This is a genomic window from Wolbachia endosymbiont of Rhagoletis cerasi (genome assembly GCF_018454475.1).
In the GTDB taxonomy this organism is placed as follows: Bacteria; Pseudomonadota; Alphaproteobacteria; order Rickettsiales; family Anaplasmataceae; genus Wolbachia; species Wolbachia pipientis.
On the sequence record NZ_JADCNC010000009.1, the window covers coordinates 201,025 to 224,860 of the forward strand.

The 23,836-nt window shown below is 35.8% G+C and carries 18 protein-coding genes and 1 tRNA gene; 11 read left to right on the forward strand and 8 right to left on the reverse strand.

Annotated elements, in window-relative coordinates:
* Window positions 1-84 precede the first annotated feature (84 nt).
* The 5 genes from INQ25_RS03350 to INQ25_RS03370 are packed head-to-tail and all read right to left on the reverse strand — an operon-like array spanning window position 85 to window position 10,746.
* The gene (locus INQ25_RS03350; RefSeq protein ID WP_213863057.1) at window positions 85-3,087 is read right to left on the reverse strand and encodes a TrbL/VirB6 family protein; all 3,003 of its coding nucleotides are present in this window, start codon (window positions 3,085-3,087) and stop codon (window positions 85-87) included.
* Complete coding sequence (locus tag INQ25_RS03355) at window positions 3,084-5,468, reverse strand: TrbL/VirB6 family protein (RefSeq protein WP_213863058.1); 2,385 nt, start codon at window positions 5,466-5,468, stop codon at window positions 3,084-3,086. Before INQ25_RS03355 ends, INQ25_RS03350 begins: the two co-directional genes overlap by 4 nt.
* Before the next feature lie 9 nt (window positions 5,469-5,477).
* Window positions 5,478-8,042: a TrbL/VirB6 family protein gene (locus INQ25_RS03360; protein WP_213863059.1), complete on the reverse strand. Its 2,565-nt coding sequence runs from the start codon at window positions 8,040-8,042 to the stop codon at window positions 5,478-5,480.
* On the reverse strand, window positions 8,035-10,440 hold the full coding sequence (locus INQ25_RS03365; RefSeq protein WP_010962886.1) for a VirB4 family type IV secretion/conjugal transfer ATPase: 2,406 nt from the start codon (window positions 10,438-10,440) through the stop codon (window positions 8,035-8,037). Before INQ25_RS03365 ends, INQ25_RS03360 begins: the two co-directional genes overlap by 8 nt.
* 9 nt (window positions 10,441-10,449) lie before the next feature.
* Window positions 10,450-10,746, reverse strand: coding sequence for a type IV secretion system protein VirB3 (locus tag INQ25_RS03370; protein WP_007548615.1), 297 nt, complete (start codon window positions 10,744-10,746; stop codon window positions 10,450-10,452).
* A gap of 108 nt (window positions 10,747-10,854) precedes the next feature.
* Between INQ25_RS03370 and INQ25_RS03375 the strand changes: the two genes are divergently transcribed.
* Both INQ25_RS03375 and INQ25_RS06870 read left to right on the forward strand, forming a co-directional pair.
* Complete coding sequence (locus INQ25_RS03375; protein ID WP_213863060.1) at window positions 10,855-12,390, forward strand: lysine--tRNA ligase; 1,536 nt, start codon at window positions 10,855-10,857, stop codon at window positions 12,388-12,390.
* Window positions 12,391-13,009: 619 nt separating this feature from the next.
* On the forward strand, window positions 13,010-13,171 hold the full coding sequence (locus INQ25_RS06870) for a hypothetical protein (protein ID WP_010962888.1): 162 nt from the start codon (window positions 13,010-13,012) through the stop codon (window positions 13,169-13,171).
* Here INQ25_RS06870 and INQ25_RS03385 read toward each other — a convergent pair.
* Together INQ25_RS03385 and alaS are read right to left on the reverse strand one after the other, a co-directional pair.
* Window positions 13,122-13,265 (reverse strand): hypothetical protein, encoded by a 144-nt coding sequence (locus INQ25_RS03385; protein ID WP_153801319.1) that lies wholly within the window; start codon window positions 13,263-13,265, stop codon window positions 13,122-13,124. The two genes, INQ25_RS06870 and INQ25_RS03385, sit on opposite strands and share 50 nt — an antisense overlap.
* 186 nt (window positions 13,266-13,451) lie before the next feature.
* Window positions 13,452-16,094: an alanine--tRNA ligase gene (gene alaS, locus INQ25_RS03390; RefSeq protein WP_213863061.1), complete on the reverse strand. Its 2,643-nt coding sequence runs from the start codon at window positions 16,092-16,094 to the stop codon at window positions 13,452-13,454.
* Between the two features lie 165 nt (window positions 16,095-16,259).
* Here alaS and INQ25_RS03395 point away from each other — a divergent pair, with 165 nt between their 5' ends.
* The 7 genes from INQ25_RS03395 to gpmI all read left to right on the forward strand — a co-directional run bounded on the left by INQ25_RS03395 (window position 16,260) and on the right by gpmI (window position 21,640).
* Window positions 16,260-16,703 (forward strand): PAS domain-containing protein, encoded by a 444-nt coding sequence (locus INQ25_RS03395; protein ID WP_213863062.1) that lies wholly within the window; start codon window positions 16,260-16,262, stop codon window positions 16,701-16,703.
* A gap of 98 nt (window positions 16,704-16,801) precedes the next feature.
* A complete protein-coding gene (gene rpmI, locus INQ25_RS03400) occupies window positions 16,802-17,008 on the forward strand; it encodes a 50S ribosomal protein L35 (RefSeq protein ID WP_213863063.1) in 207 nt (68 codons plus the stop codon).
* 20 nt (window positions 17,009-17,028) lie between these two features.
* Window positions 17,029-17,394: a 50S ribosomal protein L20 gene (rplT, locus tag INQ25_RS03405; RefSeq protein WP_064125369.1), complete on the forward strand. Its 366-nt coding sequence runs from the start codon at window positions 17,029-17,031 to the stop codon at window positions 17,392-17,394.
* A 12-nt stretch (window positions 17,395-17,406) separates the two neighbouring features.
* Window positions 17,407-18,306, forward strand: coding sequence for a methionyl-tRNA formyltransferase (gene fmt / locus INQ25_RS03410; protein WP_213863064.1), 900 nt, complete (start codon window positions 17,407-17,409; stop codon window positions 18,304-18,306).
* Between the two features lie 80 nt (window positions 18,307-18,386).
* Window positions 18,387-19,898, forward strand: coding sequence for a bifunctional phosphoribosylaminoimidazolecarboxamide formyltransferase/IMP cyclohydrolase (gene purH / locus INQ25_RS03415; protein WP_213863065.1), 1,512 nt, complete (start codon window positions 18,387-18,389; stop codon window positions 19,896-19,898).
* Between the two features lie 116 nt (window positions 19,899-20,014).
* Window positions 20,015-20,086: transfer RNA gene (locus INQ25_RS03420), tRNA-Asn, on the forward strand.
* A 33-nt stretch (window positions 20,087-20,119) separates the two neighbouring features.
* A complete protein-coding gene (gene gpmI, locus INQ25_RS03425) occupies window positions 20,120-21,640 on the forward strand; it encodes a 2,3-bisphosphoglycerate-independent phosphoglycerate mutase (RefSeq protein WP_213863066.1) in 1,521 nt (506 codons plus the stop codon).
* 39 nt (window positions 21,641-21,679) lie between these two features.
* On the opposite strand, the gene fabD is transcribed toward gpmI, so the two are convergent.
* The gene (gene fabD, locus INQ25_RS03430; protein WP_213863067.1) at window positions 21,680-22,660 is read right to left on the reverse strand and encodes an ACP S-malonyltransferase; all 981 of its coding nucleotides are present in this window, start codon (window positions 22,658-22,660) and stop codon (window positions 21,680-21,682) included.
* Between the two features lie 128 nt (window positions 22,661-22,788).
* Between fabD and rpmE the strand changes: the two genes are divergently transcribed.
* Both rpmE and INQ25_RS03440 read left to right on the forward strand, forming a co-directional pair.
* On the forward strand, window positions 22,789-22,992 hold the full coding sequence (rpmE, locus tag INQ25_RS03435) for a 50S ribosomal protein L31 (RefSeq protein ID WP_007548602.1): 204 nt from the start codon (window positions 22,789-22,791) through the stop codon (window positions 22,990-22,992).
* A gap of 38 nt (window positions 22,993-23,030) precedes the next feature.
* Window positions 23,031-23,825, forward strand: a complete 795-nt coding sequence (locus INQ25_RS03440; protein WP_070356930.1) for an NAD kinase — start codon at window positions 23,031-23,033, stop codon at window positions 23,823-23,825.
* Window positions 23,826-23,836 lie beyond the last annotated feature (11 nt).

Here is a 23,836-nt window from a genome sequence, read left to right on the forward strand (position 1 = left end):
AACTTTTTCCAAATACAGAATAAATTTCTAAAACTTTACTTAAAATATCTTTTTAATTAGTTACTCCATAATATCATTTATATCTTACTCCTCTCCATTTTCTTCCTTGTTTTTAGCTTTAGCACTAGGATCACTTCTTATTGTTTCATCAGAATTTTTTTGCTGATCTGATTGTTTTAATGTTTTAGGTCTATCACTCGTTGTTTTATCAGAACTTCCTTTAGAATCTTCTTTTTTGTCTGGTTGCTTTGGCGTGTTAGGTAATTTAGCCTCAATTTTTCCCCGATCTTTACTCATTTTCTGCTTGATACTCTGTATCATACTTTGGGTCTTATCATCAAGGCCAACGGTTGACAGCATAGCTTGCGATGCGCTCTTAGCAACTGTACCAACACCGCCAGTAACTCCATAACCAGAGCTAAATAGTGTTTGTACCATAGTTTCCGATATAGAAACAAAAGCTTCCATTGCACCGGCAATAATGAGGTATATAAACGCCTGGATTAGGTCTATAGGTAATGCTGCAAAGTGTCCACCAGCCCTTTCTCCGGTACTGAGTGCAACATCAACGCTAGTGCCAGGACTGTATCCAAGAGGCAGTATTGATTTCATCAAGCACAGATCATACGATAAGAAATTTACGCTAATTAAACATTGATAGCATGCAGAAAAATTTGTGAGGTTATATAAAACTGAATACATCAACTGATTTAAAAGAGATAAAAATGAAAATAAAATGACTGGTTCTAATGAAACATGAGCCAACGTTTTTATCCAATTATCAAACAAGGGTTTAGTCTTTTGAAATAGAATAAATACGATAAATAAAGGTGTTAATGACAGTAAAAACGCCACTAGAACAGTAGATATTACATATTTAAACGTAGCGCTAATAATGCATTTTAAGAACATAAAAGTAGCATAGAGTATTGCCAAAAATGCAATAAAGCCAAAAGGACCAGAGAGCATCAACGATAAAAACTTTAGCCAAGTTTCTGTTGTGAATAATACTCCTGCTGTCAAGTCTAAGAATGCAAATTTTCTCCCCCCTTCCCCTATATAGCCAGAAAAGCTATCAACTAAATAAGTGCTACCATCTACAAAAAGTCTGGATAAAGTTGTACCAAAAAGTTCCCAGCTTCTATCGCTAAAGGCAAAAGCTATAAATGCTATCTTGAACATTCTTACAATGAAATCAAATTTACTTAGCTGTATTGTTCCAAGCATATAGCCAACGACAGTAAATATAACGTATAGAGTAAGCAAAGCTTTTACTCCTTGAAGAAGACCTCTTGCATATCCTTTGTATGAATCTTTAACGCTGTCCCCAATTACTTCTTCTTTTATAAATTTAAATACCCCGTTTACATTCGATGAAATAAAATCATTAATTTTTCTTTTGACAAATAAAGTTACACTATACTTATTGTTTTCGTAATATTTGCCATTTTTGTCCGTAATGTCATCTTTCTCTACGTTGCTTACATTGATGCCGAAATATATCTTCTTAGGTTTGCATTCATCTGTTATAGGTTTTTTGTCTTTGCATTCATCTGTTAAAAGACCTCCATCTATTATATAATATACCTTATCCTTTGTTTTATCTAAGTTCTCTACTTTTTTGAAATCATTAGTCTTTGGAGCAGATGGATCCCCTGGCGGGTTATCACCCAAATACACATACAGTTTTTTGCCATTGATATATTCACACGATCTAGTCACTTTAACATGGTACCCACCTCTATTAGCTCCATAGTGACCATAATCTGCAATGGCAAGCATCACACTGCTACCAGGTGTTACACTTCCTATTGGATAGTCATGATTTAATTTTAAGGAAAAATCTTCAAAATTATCACTGATTTTTGAGCATACTAGTTTATCATTTTTCTCCTTTCCTGCTCCTCCTCTTTTTGGAAGACATTGAATACCTTTAGCATCGCCCTTCATATCATTACGCTTGCCTTCAGAAATACTTGCATCACCTGGATCGCTTATTTTTGCAACAAGAGCCTCAGCCCAAGATTTATCATCTTCAGTAAAACTACCTGCTTTAACATTCCCTTCCATTTTTTCTAGATAAGAATACATATCACATTTATTTCCTTTATCGTACTTCTTATACCTTATAGAGGAGACACAGTTCCGTTCTCCTGCTTGACCTAAACCATAGTTCCATATACCCTTCTCAGTATAGCATATATTTTGATGGTAACAGTTAAGCTCATAGGAGGAGTACTTTTTTCTCTCATCAAGACTACAGTTTTTTCCATCACATAACTCGTTCAATCCTATTTTAGCGCGGCGTAAATCAAGTAGTGAACCATATACCCATGGTTCGTTGTCTTGAATATAACCTTTATTAAAATGCACCTTATTATCATATGGGGTATACCCATTGCCAACTAGCACTTTGCTTTCCTTTGCTTTTGTTTTATCAAGAGGTAAAAATTGTATTTTATTTTTTGTACCATCTTTACCATCACAAAAAAACTCTCCCCCCTGATGTACTTCACTCACTGTAGCTTTCTTATATACAGTTTCCTTACGGTCATTTTCTACAGCTTTATAACAATTGTCATCAAAATTGATGCCTTTCCCTTCTGGATTGTCGTAATCAATTGTTATTTTTCTGGGAACTAAGCTGAAGCTTAACTTGTCACCAGGATTTACTTTAATTCCAGTGTCCACATAACGTCTATTGCTGCCAAATCCTTTGCCACCACATAGTTCGTTTTTACTTTCATTAACACCATAATTGTTAGGTACACTATTAATATCCGCAGCCTTACTATAATTTGGTTCTGAGCCATCAGCACAAAAGCTAGCTGGCACAAGTACTTTCCTTGGATTTTTGTCTTCTTTAAAAGGGCAAAAATTTACTGATTCATCGAGGGTGAATTTGATTTTCTCACCCTGACTAATTACCTGACCAGAATCAACCCAATGAATTTTATCGGCTTTACGAACTGGAACATCCACATTAACGCTGGTGTTTTTGCTCTGCAACCCAGGCTCGACACAATCCATATTACAACCAGTGATTGCAAGACACAGTATCAACAATAGTGATCTTTTACTTATCATTGCTGTCTTCCTTGTGGTATCTGAGGCGTTGACCTTTGAGTCCCTTGTGGTATTTGAGGTCTTGACGTACCTGACTGTTGAGAGGCATCTCCTCTTTCTCTTCTTTGAACGCTTTGTTCATCTAACCCTACTGTTCCCATTAAGCTTTGTTGATACTGTCTTCCAGGTTCGCTTGCTACATAAGCACCAAACAACGAGTCAGATATTGCCGAAGAAGCTTCAACTAAAGCTTTCATAGCGTGTCCCAAAATAACAAAAGCCATCATAGCGGTAATATTAGGTGTATATTTGGAAGCATAACCATAAAAAATACAAGGGTTAAAAATCTTTAGGTTAATATTAAGTATACATGTAGAGCAGACCTCAAAATCAAATACTGAATACACAATATAATCCATAACCTGACTTATCAGTGATATAAAAATTAAAAGGACCACTGGATGAATTGCAAATCTTGCTAAATTTTTAACCCAGTTTTGAAACATCTGCCTAGTATACGCAAATAAAAGACAAATAATAAAAATAGGTGCTAAAGAAAGTAATAACGCAACTATTGCTATAGATGTAATAAAAGAAAATAAGGCATTAAAAATAGATAAGCTCACTGTGATTAAACCCCAAATCACCAAGCAAAAAGATACAATGCCCAAAGGGCCAGAAAATATAAGAGATACTATTAACAATACTGAATGCGATGACAAGAACCTATTGAGCGGCAAATCAAGAAACTCAAAAACATTTGAAGTAGTGCCTCTAAAATTTGCTATTTCTATTAGTTGTTTTGGAGTGTTAATAAATATAGAGAATGCGTTGTTATAAAAAAAGTCCCAGCTATTATCCTGCAATAGCTGGGCGATGATTCCTATCTTTACGCATATAATTAAAAACTCATATATAGAAATATGAGTTAATCCAAAAAAGTAATAAAGAGTATATAAGATTATATATAGTACTAATAGTGATATTATAGTAGATCTAATGGTATTTGTTCTGCTTGATTTTATAAAACTTTCGTAAAGAGACTTTACAGGACTAGTATCAGAGTGAATTGCGTTAGGGTCTTTATAATTAGAGCCGAAAAATGCAGTTTTCACTTTTTCATCAAAGAAATTATATATTGCACTAAAAGTTTTTGTAGGTGGCTCTTGAGTTGTTAGGTTAATGCTAAACTGACCTTCATTTTTGTAATCGCAGCCATGGTCTCTTATTCCGTAATATATGGTGCCTGTTTTGTCTTTTAATTTTCCTTTCAAGTTTTCCATGTCATGAACTTTGCTGATATCTACAGATATATCCGCTTGATTTTCACCAGGCTTATGCTCAGGGAATTTATCGGAAACACTTATATACAAGCTATTTTCCAGACTATGGTTCTTCGTTACTCTTATGTTGAACCCGCCTTTGTCATTTGTATTGTAGCAGCTCTTGTCATTTCTGCTACATAGACTAAAAGTTAAACTTGGTATTTGATGGTCATTCTCCATCTTATGATCACAACTAGTACATAAACCACCACCTGGAATGTGTTCAAGAGTTTCATTATCCATACCAACTTTTAGAAATGTAATGTCAGTTTTTACCTGTTTTCCCTTTAATACGTTACTAATAATTTCAGCAACAACAGATTCACCACTAGAATTTAAAGCATTGAATAGCTCAATTTCTATATTATTATATTCAATATACACGCAATCCTCGCCTCTACGACCAGAAGAAAATTTACATATACGTCTACAGAGTGAATTTAAAATGTGCGTATCTATCTTACTTGCACTGCTCTCTGAAAGCTTGCTGCAATCTATATTCTCTCCTTGTTTTATAGAGTTAATAATATTTTCAATTTCCTTTTTTCTTTCATCTTGATCTAACTTCGAAAACCAGTACTCTCTTCCACTCAACCATTGCGCATCGCCTATTATATATTTATTAGGACATATCCCATCCTTGCCACCTTGGCATTTCTCTTGATTTAAAACATGTGCAAAATGTTCCGTTTCTTGCTCGCTACACTTTTCGTCGATTTTCAAATACCTGATTTTTGTCTCACTCTCTTTATCTTTACACACTTTACTTCCAATCACACTAAAGCTTATCGTATCGCCTTTTTTAAGTGCAAATGGTAATGCAACGTCATTTCTCCCAGGCCCAATTGCAAAATCTGCATACTGCTTAGGACAAAAATTAACCTTACTAGGCACTATATCAATCTCTGTTACTCTTATTCTATCTGAGATATTAACACCAGAATCAACCCATTTCTGCTCTGTTGACACTATATCTAGTTTTTCACGCAAACCTGATAAATTTTCTGGCTTAATACAGTGATGTTCCCCGCAGCCTGACAGAAAAAAAAACGGTATTATCAGCAAAAATTTTAGCATAAATCCAACTCATTCAGTGCTTTTGTTAACACTCTCGGAGCTACTAGAACCAGAACCTCGAGATTTACTCTTGTCTCCACCACTCAACTTCTTAGCAGCAGCACCAGCAACTCCAGCAACACCTCCAGCAGCAGCTTTGGCAGCAGATAAAGCTTTGCCCACCATTTGTCCAGGTGTACTACCAGAACCGAGTGCTGCTCTATGGTTACCAGCAAGTTCGGCAGCCATGCCAGGAAGAATGTTTAAAAAGTGGTAAAAGAGGAATAATACTAAACACAATTTTAATAATTCTCCGATGAGAGAGCTGCCAAACTCCATGTATGTAAAGTCGAATAGACCAAGTATGCTGCTCTTTTTAAAGCTATAATTTTGCATCATACATGCAAGAGTAGTTTCATTTTTATCACATTCCCCATCTTTCAATTTAAACCACTGTTTTTTCTTACTATATGAGATTTCTGCTTGTTTCTTTTCATATGACTTGTCCGGTTGTTCATTTTTATATGACTCGTCCAGTTCAAAATTTAAATTTTTAAAATAGATTTTATCACATGCTATGAACATAAAGGACAAAAACGCAAAAAGGATAACCGGGTATAAGCTATAGGTAATCAACTCTTTCACCCAGCCTTCAAAATATCCTTTGGTGTGTTGGAATAAAACCATAGGAATGAACAAAGGTGATAAAATGATGATTACACTTAAAGCAACTAGAGATAAAATAAATACATAGCACAGCCACAAAATAACCATCATCATCAGAACGGCCATAAATATACAGACAAGAGCTACTAAAATTTGTCCACCAGCAAAAATAATACCGATTACCGAACCTGCAACTAATAAGACAGGAGCAGCACCAAGCAAGACTGCTAATGTTGCAACACCTCCAGTACCAATTTTGCCACCAATTCCATCTAAAGGGGCACCTAAATAAAACAAAATTCTACAATCAAGCCTATCCCAAGGTGCAAGATAACTGTAAGATACCCTCTTTCCTGCACGAGTATATTCATAATCTGTACCTGCTTTATAATTACATATGCCTTTACTTTCAGATGATGCTTTTAGCACTATCTCTGACAAACCATTTGAGAGACGAGTTAATTCTCCATAATAATGAGACATGGTACTGCCTGTTGTGAAGTAAATCACTAAAGCGAATTTTATGATCAACATATACATTTCTTGAGGCCTCTGAACTCCACCAGACATGGCTTTTATAGAGAACAGTATTAAAGCTAAAACTAAAACAGCAGTTACAGTGTTTTTCAGCCTTTTCTGTGCTACAGATATAAAACTCTCACCATTTGGTGCACCTTTACCTGCAACTAAATTATCTAACGATTCCTTAATGCATTGCACTATCATAGAAGTTACGGGAATAGGAGCTAATGATTTACTCCCTGCCTGGTTATAACAAGCTTCAGAAACATACGAGCTAAAACAGCCAGCATTATCATAACCTACAAAAATTTTCCCCCCTTGTCCGTTGAGTCTTTTTTCTTTAGATCTGATAATAGTTTTATAGTCATCATTATTACCAATAGGAACTTTTTCCTCTCCTGTACCATCTTTATTTTTGAATATCATCACAGATTTTTCACACATAGGAGCAAGTGGGTCAGGTGGCAATTCCGTGCACCCCATATCAACCCCTTGCGGCCAAGGAGTCATTTCGATACCAAGCATGCTAACACTGGCTAACTCCACACATAATCTGCCCGTTTTTCTCACTGCTTTGAATGTAGCTCCATGTATGGGTTCGCTCTGTCCTGCTTTGAGAACTCTACATTCCAGACCACCATCAACCTTCGAGGACCATGACCCATCTACGTATCCAGTGTCTTTCTCCCTGACATCAAAGTCTATGTATCCAGGTTTTCCTCTGGAATTAAAGTCTACCTTATTAAAAAGATTACCAAAAGTTAAAGGGTTTCGATGACATACTTCTATATATTCACTGTATTGCACACCATTTTTTGGCCAGTAATAACTCTCTGTACTCTCCTGAACGTTAGAATTTAAGGCTTCTTTTTCTGCTCTTTTCCCGTCATAATCTTTTTTGTTCACGTCTTCCCGAGCTTTATTTTGCAAACAAGAAAAATATTCCTCTTCTGTTTGGTAATTTTCATTGGTGCAGCCACTATAACCTGTGTCTTCTAATTTAAAATTTTTGTATTTTCCATCATGATCACGTGCAACTGGGTGTTTAACAAAACTATGTTCACAAACAACAAGCCCTCCTATCGCTTTCCAGACTCCAACAATTGCAGCTATCATTCCAACAATAACAAGAGCGGTAAACAAACCAGCAGAAGAAACGATCAAAACAATGCCAGTAAATATTGCGCCAACAGCAATCGCTATTCCAGCAAGTGCTGCAGCTGTTTTAAACGCTCCACAATCAGGATTAGAGGCACGACTAAAACTGCCAGTGGAATTAAATCTGCTAACAAATTCTGTCTTGTCAGTACCACTTACTCCATCTGCAAGCACTGGATATGAGAGTAAAAAGTCTATATTTAGTAAAAATATCGCAATTAATAGCAATGACAGCTTAGTCTTAAACATTTTTTACCTTCTGATAAAATATAGGCAACCATACTTTTGGGTTGTCCCCAACTTCATTTAATATATCGTGTAACAATAGAACACTTTCTGCACGTCCGGATAATACGTTGATTATATCATCCAGGCCTTTTAAGTCTATTCTAGCTACTACAGCATTGACTCCTTGTTTCACCAAAAAGAATCTAGTACTCGGATCTGTGTGCTTAATTAATATATATTCACGTTCAGTTAACATAAAAACATCCCGATAGACACTAGTAGCTTTCAGATTTGGTAAAAAAATCTGTGTCGCTGTTTGTTGTACAAGCGTATCGCTAATAGTACTTTTACTTGCATCCTCAACACTCTGAGTAGCAAAAATCACAAAAGCATTTAGTTTTCTCAGTACCTTCAACCAGTCTTTTATCTTGGGTGCAAAAACTGGATTATCTATTAACGCCCATGCCTCATCAAGAACGATAATAGATGGAGTGCCATCAAGAGATATACTAATCCTATGAAATAAATAAATCAAGACCGGTCCAAGAGCAACAGGATCTTTGAGCAAGCTAGCCATCTCAAAACCAAATACTCTTGCTCGTGAAAAATCTAGCAAATCTTCTTTATTGTCAAATATTGCAGCATGAGAACCATTATCATGCCACATAGATATTGCCCCAGCTAGAGTATCAGGACCTGCAAGCCCTAAAAACGGTACGAGGTTTCTCAAGAATCTGTCTTCTTTTCTTAATTTAAAATTTCCTTCAATTGCATCATTAATTCGTGCAATATCTTCTGAAGTAAATTTATCATTATATACCGAAATTAAAGACTTTATCCACTCCATTAAAAATGTTCTATTATCAGAGGTATCATCAAGTTGTAAAGGATTAAAATTTGTTTTAGTTCTTGGTTCTATTACAGTATAGATACCACTAAGTGCTCTTAAGAAAATCTCTGCACCGCGATCTTTATCAAAAAAGAATATCCTTGGAGAAAACTTCATCGCTTGGGCACACAGGAAATTCATTAAAACAGTTTTACCAGCACCAGTTGGGCCAATTATCATAGTGTGTCCAACATCCCTTATATGAAAGTTGAAAAAAAATGGAGTACCAGATGTCGTGTCAAAAACTGTAACGGCATCTCCCCAGTGGTTATTGAATTTATTACCAGTAGGATAATTATGTTGAGATGCAAATCCAGCCAAATTAAGACTACTTATTGTAGCTTTTCTCACTATATAATCGAAATTACCAGGAATTTGCGCCCAAAATGCTGGTTCAAGGTTAACTCTCTCACGTATAGGGTAAACACCGCAATTAGAAAGCTCTGATTCTACCAACGACAGAGCGTTATCCAATGATTTAGGACTTTTTTCTATACATAAAATAGTCAGGTGATGTTGACCAAACGCAATCTTACCACTCATTGCGTCATCAAGCGCTTGAGAAATTTCTGCTATTTGAGAAATAGCTTTATCTGCAGACTGTATCATTCGATTTTGCTGTATCTGCATTTTTCCAATCGCCATTTGCCTGTTTATAAATTGAAAAGATTGCGTAATTATAAACTCGTAAGGAAGTTGTAAAAACGAATCAAGCATTCCTGCAGAAGTATGATTTCCATATTCTTTGATACTAATTATTCCAGCATATTTACTCTCATTATGAGTCACAACCTGTATCATCTTACGGCCAAAGAATAACCTATGTACTGGTAAGTATCTTGATATTTCAGTTCTTAGCGGAAAAAGCGTATTTGTAACGAATCCACAATTTACGATTCTAGATAGAAACTCCATTATTTCGCAGAACAAACCATCTGGAGTTTCTTTTACTCCAAGAATTTTAGGCGAATAATTTCTAAGGCTTGTCACTACACGATTTGTCGTTTCCTCTAAATCTTCATACGTGGCACGTATATCACTTTCCCAAGCATGTTTTGAAGTTACATGTCCGAATTTTTTTAGTAGATGTGACAAAAATTCTACTCCTTTTGTGTCCGCTCTACGGATAATCGTAATGTATAGGTCATTAATAAATGATTGCCTTGTTGCGTGTTTTTCTCTCCATTTTAGATTTACGTGATTAGCGAAAAAATTCGGCAAACCTTGACTTGCAAATTCATCAGAAAAAATATTTTTCTTACGTCTGATAGTATGAAAATACAAACTAAATGCCGGAGATGAAATGCTTCTTAGCATCTGATTCCTGATGTTGTTCTGTATGACTAAATCCTCGTCATCGGCAGTTTCAAATGCAAAACCACTTAATTTTATAACCTTAACCAACCAATTTTCTTTTGTCATCAAGGTTGTGCTATTCCAATAGCAAGAATAAGGAATAAATTCAGCAGCGTGAACTTCCCTGTTCAGAGTAGATTTATTCTTTGATTGAATAGCCCTAAACCTCAGCATCACACAACGTTAAGCAATATCATAAGAATTGGCTCCATGGTAAAAACGATTTAAACATTTCGAGCACTTTCCCAATTTTACCATAAATAATTCAATAAACAACGGTTCTTTTGCAGAAGCTATATAACCAAGTCCATGTATACCTGGTAACATTAAGAGAATCACTCTTAAATCATTTGAATTAATGAAAATTAGCATGCAAATCAGGACGTTTAATATTGCAAACATATAACTCACACCAAAGAGCATTGCAGGTCTTGTAAGACCTTTAAATAATTGATCTGTTTGTATACTACCTGTGGACATATCTTTAACCTTCTAATAATAGCTCTAACACTAATACTATATCATTATATTAAAAATCCATTGAAACTAGTAGCACTTTAAGTTAAGATACATTATTTAATCCCGATAATGACAAGTTGGCCATTTCAAGAAGCAGAAAAAATATTGCAAGAGTTTCCTAATAAAAAAGAAATAATATTTGAAACTGGTTATGGACCCTCTGGTTTACCCCACATAGGAACCTTTGGAGAGGTTTTCCGCACTACAGTTGTTGTAAATGCATTAAAAAAAATAGCTCCTGGTATAAAAACCAAAATCATTGCAATTTCAGATGATATGGATGGTTTGCGAAAAATACCAGATAATGTGCCAAATCAAGAGATGCTAAGAGAGCACTTAAATAAACCATTGACTATGATACCTGATCCATTTGGCACTCATCAGAGTTATGGTCATCACATGAATTCATTGTTGTGTAAATTTCTTGATTTGTTTGAATTTGAATACGAGTTCAGGAGTGCAACAGAGTGTTATAAATCTGGCGTTTACGATGAAAAACTTTTACTACTGCTGAAAAATTATGATAAAGTGATGGACGTAATGCTTCCATCATTTCGGGAAGAAAGGCAGCAGACTTATAGTCCATTCTTGCCAATATGCCCAAAAACTTCTCAAGTTTTACAAGTTCCAGTAATTGAAACAAATACAGATAAAGGAACAATCACGTATGAAGATCCAAACGGGGAAAAAATAGAAGTTCCGGTGACAAAAGGAAAATGTAAATTGCAGTGGAAACCTGATTGGGGAATGAGGTGGGCCGCATTTGGAGTAAATTACGAAGCTCACGGAAAAGATTTAACTCCATCTGCTGTGCTTTCAAGTCAAATATGTGAAATACTTGGAGAAAAGCCACCACTTCTGTTTTGCTACGAGCTTTTCCTTGATAAAGAAGGAAAGAAAATATCAAAATCAAAAGGAAATGGCATTTCAATTGAAGAGTGGCTAACTTACGCACCAACAAAGAGCTTAGCATTGTACATTTTTCAGAGTCCTAAAAAAGCTAAACGTTTATATTTTGATGTGATACCAAAATCAACTGATGAATATTTAGAATTTGTAAAGCGTTATCATGAGAACAAAGAAAAGGATATAAATAATCCTGCTTGGCACATTCACCAGGGCAATGTTCCCAGTATAGAAACTTCAGGCATAAATTTCTCACTACTTTTAAACCTAGCAGCAGCTTGTAATGCTGAAAACAAAGAGATCCTATGGGGTTTTATATCCTCTTATGCACCAAACGTTACACCAGAAAATAATAAAATGCTTGATAGACTTTCAGACTTCGCAGTAAAGTATTATCACGATTTTATCAAGCCAACAAAATCATATAAAACTCCAAATGAAAAAGAAAAAGCAGCGTTACTAGATTTGAAGGACACTTTACATTCTCTATCTACAACTGCTACTGCTGAAGAAATTCAATCTCAGGTATTTTCTATTGGAAAAAAATATGATTACACCAACTTACGTGACTGGTTTCAGCTATTATATGAAACGTTACTTGGCCAAAAAACCGGTCCAAGAATGGGATCTTTCATAAAGCTTTACGGAATAGGTAATACGATTTCTCTCATAGAAAGCGCTACTAAATGTATACTTTAGAGTTTACCTCCTTTCATTTGAGCTCTTTAGTTTTAATAAGAATTCCTTGACAAACTCCGCTAGCCCCCTTATCATGAAACTGAAGCTATTGTATTTGCTTTCGCCAATCTGCAGATTAAAAGGTAAGGATTACTTAATGTATCGGCGTCTTATGTTCAATTTTTTGCAGTATATAGATACTGTATGTCTTTACAAAACTTCATCTACATCTAGATTTTTATCTAAATAAGCTGAACGCGCTTATAAAGCGTTACAAGACATCAAAAAATGCCAATACTCGACAGAGATAGTAAAAGACTAGCTAACTCGGGGATTCTTTGTCTTTTTTTCTGCTTAGTAAATTTCTTAAACGTTTGCAGCGTAAGTTAGTTGCAATTAAAAGCAGCTGAATTTCGCTTGTCAAGCGTTTAAAACATAAAAAACGCCAATATTTTAAAGCGGATAATAACCACGGGGCTTCTTTTGCCTTTTTTTTCATTTGGTAAATTTCTTAATGTTTGTGGCTGAACGACAACCGTCATCCCGCTACTTGTTAGCGGGATCTCTTGTTAGCGGCTGAGATACCGCGAATGAATCGCGGTATGACGGTTCGCGGCGGCATGACGATAAGGTTTATACCTTGTCATCCCAGTGCTTGACACTGGGATCCAGCTTTCTTTATAAATTCACCAAAAGTGCTTCATTCTATAACGCAAAACCCATACTCACCAAATCCAATGCATTACTTGCAATTAAGTTTCCTGGATCCCAGTGTCTGGGCACTGGGATGACACCATCATAAAGGAATCAGTGTCAGCTACTTTCATGACACCATTCTTTTTCCTGGATCCAAGTAGTCGAGCTACTTGGATGACAGCTAGCCTGACAACCGTCATCCCGCTACCTGTTAGCGGGATCTATGCTAAGAGATACCGCGAATGAATCGCGGTATGACGGTTTGCAACGGTATGACGGTTCGCGGCGGCATAGTAATTCGTCATCCCGCTGCTTGTTAGCGGGATCTCTTGTTAGCGGCTAAGAGATACCGCGAATGAATCGCGGTATGACGGTGTAGACGATGGTTAAGTATCCCGCTGCTTGTTAGCGCCGCGGCGGTATGACGGTTCGTGGTGGTATGACGTAGAGTGCTTAGAAGCTGTTATTTTGCTATAAATGGCTGTAATGACATCATCTATTTTATTGCTATCACAGCCTGTTTGTGCAAGTTCAGCATTTCCACCACAGTTCTTTTCAACTGCTATTGATATTAGTTCTTTTGCGCTAATCTTATTGATTAAGTCTTTACTTACTTTAATAATCAAGACTGTTTTATCTTTTTCTGTTGCCGTGAAAGCTATTACCGTTTTTGGTTTTTGTTGCTGCAAAACAAACTCTCTTATTACATTTGCTGGAATATCAGTGAAAGTGTGGCTTATAAAATTTATTCCATTTATTTCGGTGCTTTTTATATTCTCTGCACTCACAAGCTTTTTATATAGGTTTTTTATTTTGGTTTCGGATTTTTTGTGTTCTTGACTTAAAATACTTAATCTGCTTGTTATTTCACTCACTGGCGCTTTTACGAATTCTGCAACTTTTTTTAAGTTAATTTCATTATCACGTACATAATTGATTGCTTCCTGACCAGTTAAAGCTTCAATTCTCCTCACTCCAAAAGCAACAGAACTCTCTGTTACTATCTTAAACAAACCAATTTCTCCAGTATGTTCAACGTGTGTGCCACCACACAGTTCCCTTGAATCTCCAATCTTCACTACTCTTACTTGGTTGCCATATTTTTCACCGAATAACGCCATAGCTCCTTCGTCTATTGCCTGATTCATGCTCTGAATTTTTGTAGACGTAGAAAGGTTTTCTCTGATTAGAGAGTTTACCATATCTTCTACTAAGAATAGCTGATCCTGAGTAACTTGAGTGTTATGACTAAAGTCAAATCGTAACTTATCCGGTGCAACTAGGGAACCTTTTTGAGTGACATGATCACCCAAGATTTTTCTCAATACAAAGTGCAAAAGGTGTGTAGCTGAATGATTTCTTCTTAAGGTTTGCCTTCTTTCCTTATCTATGCTTGCTGTAACTGTGTCACCTTTACAAATTGAACCGAATTTAACTATGCATCTGTGCAAACATAGGTCATTAACCTTATTGGTATTCTCGACTATAATAATACTTCTACCAGGTTTGATCAGACTGCCAGTATCTCCCACCTGTCCACCTGACTCGCCATAAAAAGGTGTTTTATCAAGTATAATGGTTATCTTTTCTCCCTCCTTTGCAGAATCAATTACTTCATTTTTGGAGGAAACTATAGCTAGTATTTTCGCATCACTTACTTCATTGAACTCATAACCAACAAATTTTGTTTTGCCAAATTTATCAATCAAATCAAACCACACTTGCTCAACAGATTTTTCACCAGATCCAGCCCATTTAGCACGTGCTCTCTCTTTTTGTTCTTCCATTGCATCATCAAAACCCTTCTGGTCAAAATTTATTTTTTTCTCTTTTAAAATATCAAGTGTAATATCCAAAGGAAATCCGTAGGTGTCATATAGCTTAAACGCTGATTCTCCAGGCAAAGTATCGCCTGGTTTTAAATCTGCAGTGAATTTCTCCAGGAGATTGATACCTTTCATCAAAGTGTCTTTAAAGTTTTCTTCCTCTGATTTTAACGTCGTTTCTATTAAGCTTTTAGCTCTGATCAATTCAGGATAAATATCCCCCATATAAGCCGAACTCGTGCTATCTATCAGCACCGGAAAAACGCGATGGAGTAGGGAATCATTATATCCAAGCAGGTGGATATAACGCGCGGCTCTCCTAATTAATCTGCGTAATACGTAATTCCTGCCTTCATTTCCAGGGAGCACCCCCTCTGCGATGAGAAATGCAGCCGCGCGAAGATGATCTGCTACGATCTTATGCGCTATTTTATTTTCTGTTCTTCCACAATACTCTTGAGATTTATTTATCAGAGCAGAAAATAGATCAATATCATAGTTATCATGGACGTTTTGCATAACAGCCGCTATTCTTTCAAGGCCCATTCCAGTATCGATGCATTTTTTTGGCAATTTGTGTAAATTACCTTCTTCATCTTTGTTAAACTCCATGAATACCAGATTCCAGATTTCAACAATTCTATCGCCCTCTTGTAAATTAGGACTCCCATGGTCATAAAAAATTTCAGAACATGGACCGCACGGACCAGTGCTTCCCATACTCCAAAAGTTATCATCCGTTGTAATTCTTATGATTTTATCACTTGAAAAGCCACTTATCTTACGCCAAATCTCGTACGCCTCATCATCAGTATGGTAAACGGTTATGGATAGTCTGTTTTTATCAAGAGATAACTCCTTAGTGATAAATTCCCACGCAAATTCTATCGCAGTTTCCTTAAAGTAATCACCGAAGCTAAAATTTCCGAGCATTTCAAAAAATGTGTGATGCCGAGTTGTATAGCCAACATTTTCAAGATCGTTGTGTTTACCGCCTGCTCTTAGGCACTTTTGACTTGAAACAGCACGCTTCATTTCAGTTTTTTGAGCACCAGTAAAAATATTTTTAAACTGCACCATACCAGCATTTGTGAACATGAGCGTTGGGTCATGTTCTGGAATCAAAGGAGAAGAAGAAACCTGCTCGTGGTCATTACTTACAAAAAATTTTATAAATCTTTCTCTGATTTCGTTTAGCTTCATCGTTTTTATTGAGGTTATCTATAAATAATAAGTTGTAATGGAAATAAAATCAATACCACTCTCTAGATCTCAGAACTTCTAGTGACATGCACCTTGTGGTAAGAAAAAATCAATATATTCACGATAAATTTACCTCATATCTGTGTTTTATATGTGGAAATTAGAATGGAAATTTATGTAGGCAAAGAAAAAAGAATAGCAAATGTGGTGACTCAACACTGGAATGACATAAAAGGATCAGACAGAGATTGGCCAGAAAGGCATGAAATAGACACTGCAGAAATAATGGAGTCATGGCAGCATTGTTTTATCATTGAAGTCAAGGATCAAGGTTATATTTGTGAAAATGCAGGAGAAAAGGCTGTTGAATTCTATGGTTTTGAGAAAAAGATGCGCATTGATAATAAGTATGCAATTGATGCACCATTTCTGCGACTATATAAAATAGATGCAGTTATTGATAAACTTGATACTGTAATAGAGAGTAAATGCCCAATCAATGAAGAGGAAGAAAGTGAAAGTGTTAAAATGAGGCAAGTATTGTTGCCACTTGGGGATAAAGAAGGTGTAACACATATATTGGGCGTAATTACTTTTAAACTCCTTTAATATACAATTTTAATTTGATTCTTTAATAAAATTATTTATACTAATGCTTAATTACTATTAAAGAACTCAATAGTAGTGCTTGTAAATTTATTTGGAATATGAAGAAAATAAAATTAAAAACCAAATCTTCTGTTAAAAAGCGCTTTCACCTTACAGCCAAGGGTAAAGTCATTTCTACTCAGTCAGGCAAAAGGCATGGCATGGTAAAGAGAAGTAAATCTAATATTCGTAATCAGCGCGGTACAACGATTCTTGGTAAATCTGACTCGCGTATAGTTAAGCTTTATATGCCTTATAGTATTTAACAAAATGGAGGTAAAATAAAATGGCTCGGGTAAAACGTGGAGTCACTACTCACGCTCGTCATAAAAAAATATTGAAACTAGCAAAGGGTTATAGAGGACGCGCAAAAAGCTGTTATAGAATTGCATTACAAAGAGTTGAAAAAGCACTGCAATATGCTTACAGAGACAGAAGAACCCGTAAACGTGATTTCCGTAGCTTATGGATAATACGTATTAATGCAGCAGCAAGAGAGCATGGGCTTACTTATGGTAGGTTTATGCATGGTCTTACACTTGCCGGCATTGATTTAAATAGAAAAATTCTGGCTGAGATGGCCGTTAATTATAAGGATGATTTTGCCAAATTAGTAGAAGCTGTAAGTGGTAAATTAGCGGAGAATTCTTAAAGCAAAGACACTATGAGAATTATTTTCATGGGGTCACCAGAATTTGCTGTTAATTCTCTGAGCTTGTTACTGAAATCAAAGAGCGAAGTGGTAGCAGTATACACTAAGGCTCCAAAACCTTCAGGACGTGGACAGAAGCCAACGAAATCTCCAGTACATGTTATCGCTGAAGAAAGTAACATAGAGGTATGTACTCCTATCTCTCTAAAGTTCTCGGCAGAGCAAGAAAAATTTAGAAATTTCAAGCCAGACGTTGCGGTTGTTGCCGCGTATGGATTGATACTTCCAAGAGAAATTTTGAATATTCCAAAATATGGTTGTATTAATATTCATCCTTCATTACTACCAAGGTGGCGTGGTGCAGCCCCGATACAGCACACAATTTTAGCAGGAGATCAAGAAACCGGGGTTAGCATTATGCAATTGGATGAAGGATTAGATTCCGGCCCTATTTTAAAACAGGAAAAATTTCTTATCGAAAAGAACGATAATTACAAGACATTGCATGATAAATTATCTGAATTAGGCAGTGATTTACTGCTTGAGGTGTTAAATGAAATTGAAAAACAGCTTCCCTTAAAACAGAACGATAACGATGCATGTTACGCTGACAAAGTGGAAGACTATAAAATTTATGCAAGTGATGCCTGTGAAGTTGCTTATAGAAAAGTTAAAGCGTTTTACCCAAAAGCATTCATCAAGATAGAGAATAAACGTATCAGGATACTTGATGCTGATTGTGAAGCTCTCGCTTCAGAACAAGGTAAGATTGTTAACGATAATATGCACATAAGTTTAAAAGGTGGCACTTTAATTCCTAAAGTTGTACAAATGGAAGGGAGAAATCCTTGTAGTATTGAAGATTTTATTCGTGGCTTGAAATCAAGCATGGTAAAAAAATTTATAGAATAGGCTGCTTTAAATTAGTGTAGAAATGTAATAGCTAAATTTCCTTTTCTTAGATATAATCTTATAAAATTTTCTGTACAAAAATGAAAATCAAAAGAGCTTTAATATCGGTATATGATAAAACGAATATAATTGATCTTGCATCGTTTTTAATGCAGCAACAAATAGAAATTCTTTCAACGGGCAATACTTATAAAGTGCTATCTAGTGCAGGAATAAAAACACAAGAGGTCTCAGATTACACACAATTTCCAGAGATACTGGGTGGTAGAGTGAAAACTTTACACCCTAAAATTCATGGAGGAATACTTTATGATCGAGAAAAGCATAAAAAGGAAGTGCAAGATCTAGGTATTGAGCCAATAGACCTGCTTATAACTAACCTATACCCATTTTGGGAGACAGTAAGTAGCGGCTCAAATGAAGAGCAAATTATAGAACAAATTGATATCGGCGGAGTGGCGTTAATTAGAGCTGCAGCAAAAAACTTTCGTTTTACTTCAGTTATTTCTAGCATTCAAGACTACGAAGCACTAAAAGCTGAGATGATAGAAAATAACAATAAAACAACATTGGAATATAGAAAACACTTAGCAACCAAAGCATTTGCTCTCACTGCACACTATGATTCTAATATTCACAGTTGGTTTTTATCCCAGAGTAAAAATAATGAGTTGCCAGAGTTTTTCGCACTATATGGGCATAAAGCACAAGAATTAAGGTATGGTGAAAACCCTCATCAAAAAGCTGCATTTTATAGCAATCAATTCACCAAATATCCGCTGGAAAAAATACATGGAAAAGAGTTGAGTTATAATAATATAGTAGATATAGAGTCCGCACTTAACATAACTTCTGAATTCGAAGAGCCTGCAGCAGTGATAATAAAGCACAATAACCCATGTGGCGCTGCTGTTAGTAATAATGCTTTGGAGGCATATGAAAAGGCTCTATCATGTGATGAAGTAAGCAGTTTTGGTGGCATAGTTGCCTTAAATCGGGAGATAGATTTAAAGCTAGCAGAAAAATTAAACGAGATATTTTTGGAAGTAGTGATAGCACCATCGGTAAACAATGAGGCACTAAAAATTTTACAAAGAAAGAAAAATTTAAGAGTGATTATTCATAAATCTTTTCAACAAAATGTGAAATACCAAACTAAAAATGTTGTTGGTGGGTTTTTGGTGCAAGAAAATAATGACCACACAATAAAAGCAGAACAAGTAACAGAATGCACTGCAACAGACAAAGAAAAAAAAGATCTTATTTTTGCCTGGAAAATATGTAAGCATGTGAAATCCAACGCAATAGTTATAGCAAAAGATGGTTGTGCTATTGGCATCGGTGCAGGGCAAACAAGCAGAATAGATAGTGTGAACATTGCAGTGAAAAAAGCAGGTGAAAAATGTAAAGGTGCAGTGCTTGCTTCAGATGCATTTTTTCCATTCCCAGATAGCATAGTAGAAAGCGCAAAACATGGAATTACAGCTATAATTCAGCCCGGTGGCTCGCTAAAAGATCAAGATGTGATAAAAGCTGCAAATGAAAATAAAATTGCTATGTTTTTCACTGGCGTTCGCAGTTTTTTCCATTAGGCTTGTATCTCATGTCAATGTACACTTTTTCGCGCATTTAACATTGCTTTGATCATAATTGTATACAAAAACCGTTTACAACCAACGTTCAACATGATAAATTAAAAACGGTTTATTCCTCGGTAGCTCAGTGGTAGAGCAGTTGGCTGTTAACCAATTGGTCGCTGGTTCGAATCCGGCCCGGGGAGCGTTTCTCTGTGAAATTCTAGTGTTGATTTTATATGAACATTAAATCAGTGGTTTTATGTATACTAGATGGCTGGGGAAATGGAATAGAGAATAATAAATACAACGCTATCAGCAACGCAAATCCACCCTGTTGGCAATATATTAGCTCTAATTATCCAAAATGCAGTTTATCCGCCTGTGGAGCTGATGTGGGGTTACCTGGTGGTCAAATAGGTAATTCAGAAGTTGGCCATATGAATATTGGCAGTGGTAGAGTGGTAATACAAAGCCTTCAGCGCATTAATCAAGAGATTGGAACAATAGAAAACAATGTAAATCTACAAAGTTTTATTAGTAATCTAAAAAGTAAGAATGGTATATGCCATCTAGTGGGATTGGTGTCAGATGGCGGTGTTCATTCGCATCAAAAGCATATTTCAACTTTAGCAAATAAAATATCACAGCATGGAATCAAAGTGGTGATACATGCATTTTTAGATGGCAGAGACACATTGCCAAATTCAGGAAAAAAATGCATTCAAGAATTTACAAAGAGTATAAAGGGAAATGACACAAGAATTGCTACTGTTTCTGGGCGTTACTATGCTATGGACCGTGACAACAGGTGGAAGAGAACAATCGAAGCTTATGAGGCTATCGCATTTGCAAAGGCACCTTGTCATGATAATGCAGTATCGTTGATTGATGAAAATTATCAAAATAACATAACTGATGAGTTTATTAGGCCCGCAGTAATAGGTGACTATCAAGGTATAAAACCAGAAGATGGAGTGCTGTTGGCTAACTTTCGTGCTGATCGAATGATACAATTAGCAAGTATTTTGCTTGGCAAAACAGATTACGCTAAGGTAGCAAAATTCTCTTCAATTTTAAGTATGATGAAGTATAAAGAAGATCTCAAAATTCCTTATATTTTTCCTCCTACTTCTTTCGCTGATACTCTAGGACAAACAATAGAAGACAATAAATTACGACAATTACGTATCGCCGAAACCGAGAAATACGCTCATGTGACTTTCTTTTTCAATTGTGGAAAAGAAGAACCTTTCTCTGGTGAAGAAAGAATACTCATTCCCTCACCAAAAGTTCAAACTTACGATTTGCAGCCCGAAATGTCAGCCTTCGAGCTCACAGAAAAGCTTGTAGAAAAAATTCATTCCCAAGAATTTGCACTGATAGTTGTAAATTATGCTAATCCTGACATGGTAGGGCATACAGGTAATATAAAAGCAGCCGAGAAAGCTGTGCTAGCTGTAGATGATTGTCTTGCGAAAGTGCTGAGTGCTGTTAAAAAGTCAAGCAACACCGCATTAATTGTTACTGCAGACCATGGTAATGTGGAATGTATGTTCGATGAAGAAAATAATACACCTCACACAGCACACACTCTAAATAAAGTGCCATTTATTGTGTCTTGCGATAATCTAAAACTAAGAGACGGAAGGTTATCTGACATTGCCCCTACTATTTTACAGCTACTTGGAATTAAAAAACCAAACGAAATGACAGGCAGTTCGTTGATTTCTTGCATTACCCTCTGTCATTCCAGCTAGGCAGCGTTATGCACCGGAATGACATCAAATAGATGTGTTTTAACTTAATCCAACTTTTAAATTTTTCGCTGTTAGTACTAATGATTCATTAAAGAAGCTGTCAATATCACCAATACTATCTATATTTTTTGTACTGATAGATTGGTCAATTCTTTTGACCAAATTAGATAAAACTTTATTAGGGCCAATTTCAACAAATTTGTTAATGCCACGGCTTGACATATACAAAACCATTTCTCTCCATTTCACTCTGCTTACAACTTGCTTGGCGAGTAAAGTTTTTATAACTTTGGGATCACTCTCCTCTTTAGCTGTAACATTTGATATCAAAGGAACTATAGGGCGAGTCATTTTAATACCCTTCAAAAATTCCAAAACTTTTTCATCAGCAGGTTTCATAAAAGATGAATGAAAAGGCCCACTAACCTGTAATTTAATTAGTTTCCTCACACTCGAGTTTTTGAATAAATCGGGTAACATTTCAAGAGCTTCTCTAGTGCCACTTATAACCACTTGTCCGCCACCGTTATCGTTTGCAATTTCACAAATTCCGTCAATTTGAACTGATTTCAATATATCTTCCACTTCATTTATCTCTGCTCCAAGCAACGCAACCATTCCGCCTTTACATTTCAGTGAAGCTTCATGCATTGCTTCGCTGCGAACTTTCAGCAGCTCGATTGCAGACTCAAGCGTTAACGCTCCTGCAGCACACAGCGCTGTATATTCGCCAACTGAATGCCCACAAACATATTTAACATTGTGATCAGTGAAAAGAGATTTGCCAAACACATGCTCCATAACACGTAGCATTGCAATTGATACTGCCATTATAGCTGGCTGAGCGTTTTCTGTAATGGTTAATTCTTCAATAGGACCGTTGAAGATTAAATGAGACAGCTTTCCATCCAATATGCTATCTACTTCATTAAATACTTGTCTTGCAACAGAAAACTCACTATATAAGCTCTTTCCCATTCCTACAAACTGAGAGCCCTGACCGGGGAAAGCAAAAATCATGATAGTTATTATTTATTCCTTATTAAATATACTACTTTATTTATTTTTTGTCAATATTTTAGAATAATGATTGACTTAGTGAATTAAGTTCACTAGAATATTAACTGACTAAAAGTTTATAAACAACAATGAATTATCATAAAATTATTATAGTTATGACAGACGGTCAAGAGTTTGAAACTCGTTCCACTTATGGAAAGGAGGGAGATAGGGTAAAACTTGATAGAGATCCTCTTACTCACCCTGCATGGACTGGAAGTTTGACAAGCGGGTTAGCAAGTAAAACTAGCAAATTAGCTAAGTTTAACGATAAATATGGAAGCATTTTCTAATTCTCCTCCTCTTTAAGTTTTAGAGAGTTTACTGAAGCATGCATAAATACAAAAATATAGGCTATGTTGCTTCTCCATCACCAAAATCGCAGGAAGTATCTAAACTATTAAAGAAACTTAATTTTATCAATATAACAGAAGAAAATAAGTCCGAAATCGATCTATTGATAGTTGTTGGCGGTGATGGCTTTATGCTACGCACTTTGCACAATTACGTCATAGAAAATAAAAACATGCATGTGTATGGGATAAACACTGGCAATGTTGGGTTTTTGATGAATAAATGCTTTAGCTGCAGTGAAGATTTAATTGATCATATAGAGCATGCAACTTCAACTCAGTTAACTTTGCTAAAAATGGAAGCAACAGACACAAGTGGCAAGAGATATCATTACATAGCAGTAAACGAAGTATATGTTTTTAGAAAAGCAAACCAAATAGTAGAAATGAATATTACTATTAATGATAAGCTAAAAGTAGAAAAATTTAGAGGGGATGGAGTAATATTATCTACTCCCACAGGCAGCACTGCATACAACTTCTCTGCCGGTGGCCCAATCTTGCCGCTAAATTCAAATTTACTTGCACTCACTTCTATCAATAGCTATTACCCAAGGCATTGGAATGGAGCGTTAATATCAAACGATACAATCGTACAAATTGACATTAACGACACAAAAAACCGTCCAGCACTTGTAGTATCAGATTACAAGGAGTTTCATAATATATCACAGATAAAAATACAAAAAGACCACGAAAACACAATAACTTTGCTTTTTGACAAAGATTACCCTCTGAATGAAAGGATCTTTGATAGACAATTTCTATACTAATAATTATCCGT

Coding starts and splice junctions, on each gene's coding strand:
- INQ25_RS03350 (WP_213863057.1), bottom strand. CDS start 3,087: ATGATAAGTAAAAGATCACTATTGTTGATACTGTGTCTTGCAATCACT.
- INQ25_RS03355 (WP_213863058.1), bottom strand. CDS start 5,468: ATGCTAAAATTTTTGCTGATAATACCGTTTTTTTTTCTGTCAGGCTGC.
- INQ25_RS03360 (WP_213863059.1), bottom strand. CDS start 8,042: ATGTTTAAGACTAAGCTGTCATTGCTATTAATTGCGATATTTTTACTA.
- INQ25_RS03365 (WP_010962886.1), bottom strand. CDS start 10,440: ATGCTGAGGTTTAGGGCTATTCAATCAAAGAATAAATCTACTCTGAAC.
- INQ25_RS03370 (WP_007548615.1), bottom strand. CDS start 10,746: ATGTCCACAGGTAGTATACAAACAGATCAATTATTTAAAGGTCTTACA.
- INQ25_RS03375 (WP_213863060.1), top strand. CDS start 10,855: ATGACAAGTTGGCCATTTCAAGAAGCAGAAAAAATATTGCAAGAGTTT.
- INQ25_RS03385 (WP_153801319.1), bottom strand. CDS start 13,265: ATGACGGTTGTCAGGCTAGCTGTCATCCAAGTAGCTCGACTACTTGGA.
- alaS (WP_213863061.1), bottom strand. CDS start 16,094: ATGAAGCTAAACGAAATCAGAGAAAGATTTATAAAATTTTTTGTAAGT.
- INQ25_RS03395 (WP_213863062.1), top strand. CDS start 16,260: ATGGAAATTTATGTAGGCAAAGAAAAAAGAATAGCAAATGTGGTGACT.
- rpmI (WP_213863063.1), top strand. CDS start 16,802: ATGAAGAAAATAAAATTAAAAACCAAATCTTCTGTTAAAAAGCGCTTT.
- rplT (WP_064125369.1), top strand. CDS start 17,029: ATGGCTCGGGTAAAACGTGGAGTCACTACTCACGCTCGTCATAAAAAA.
- fmt (WP_213863064.1), top strand. CDS start 17,407: ATGAGAATTATTTTCATGGGGTCACCAGAATTTGCTGTTAATTCTCTG.
- purH (WP_213863065.1), top strand. CDS start 18,387: ATGAAAATCAAAAGAGCTTTAATATCGGTATATGATAAAACGAATATA.
- gpmI (WP_213863066.1), top strand. CDS start 20,120: ATGAACATTAAATCAGTGGTTTTATGTATACTAGATGGCTGGGGAAAT.
- fabD (WP_213863067.1), bottom strand. CDS start 22,660: ATGATTTTTGCTTTCCCCGGTCAGGGCTCTCAGTTTGTAGGAATGGGA.
- rpmE (WP_007548602.1), top strand. CDS start 22,789: ATGAATTATCATAAAATTATTATAGTTATGACAGACGGTCAAGAGTTT.
- INQ25_RS03440 (WP_070356930.1), top strand. CDS start 23,031: ATGCATAAATACAAAAATATAGGCTATGTTGCTTCTCCATCACCAAAA.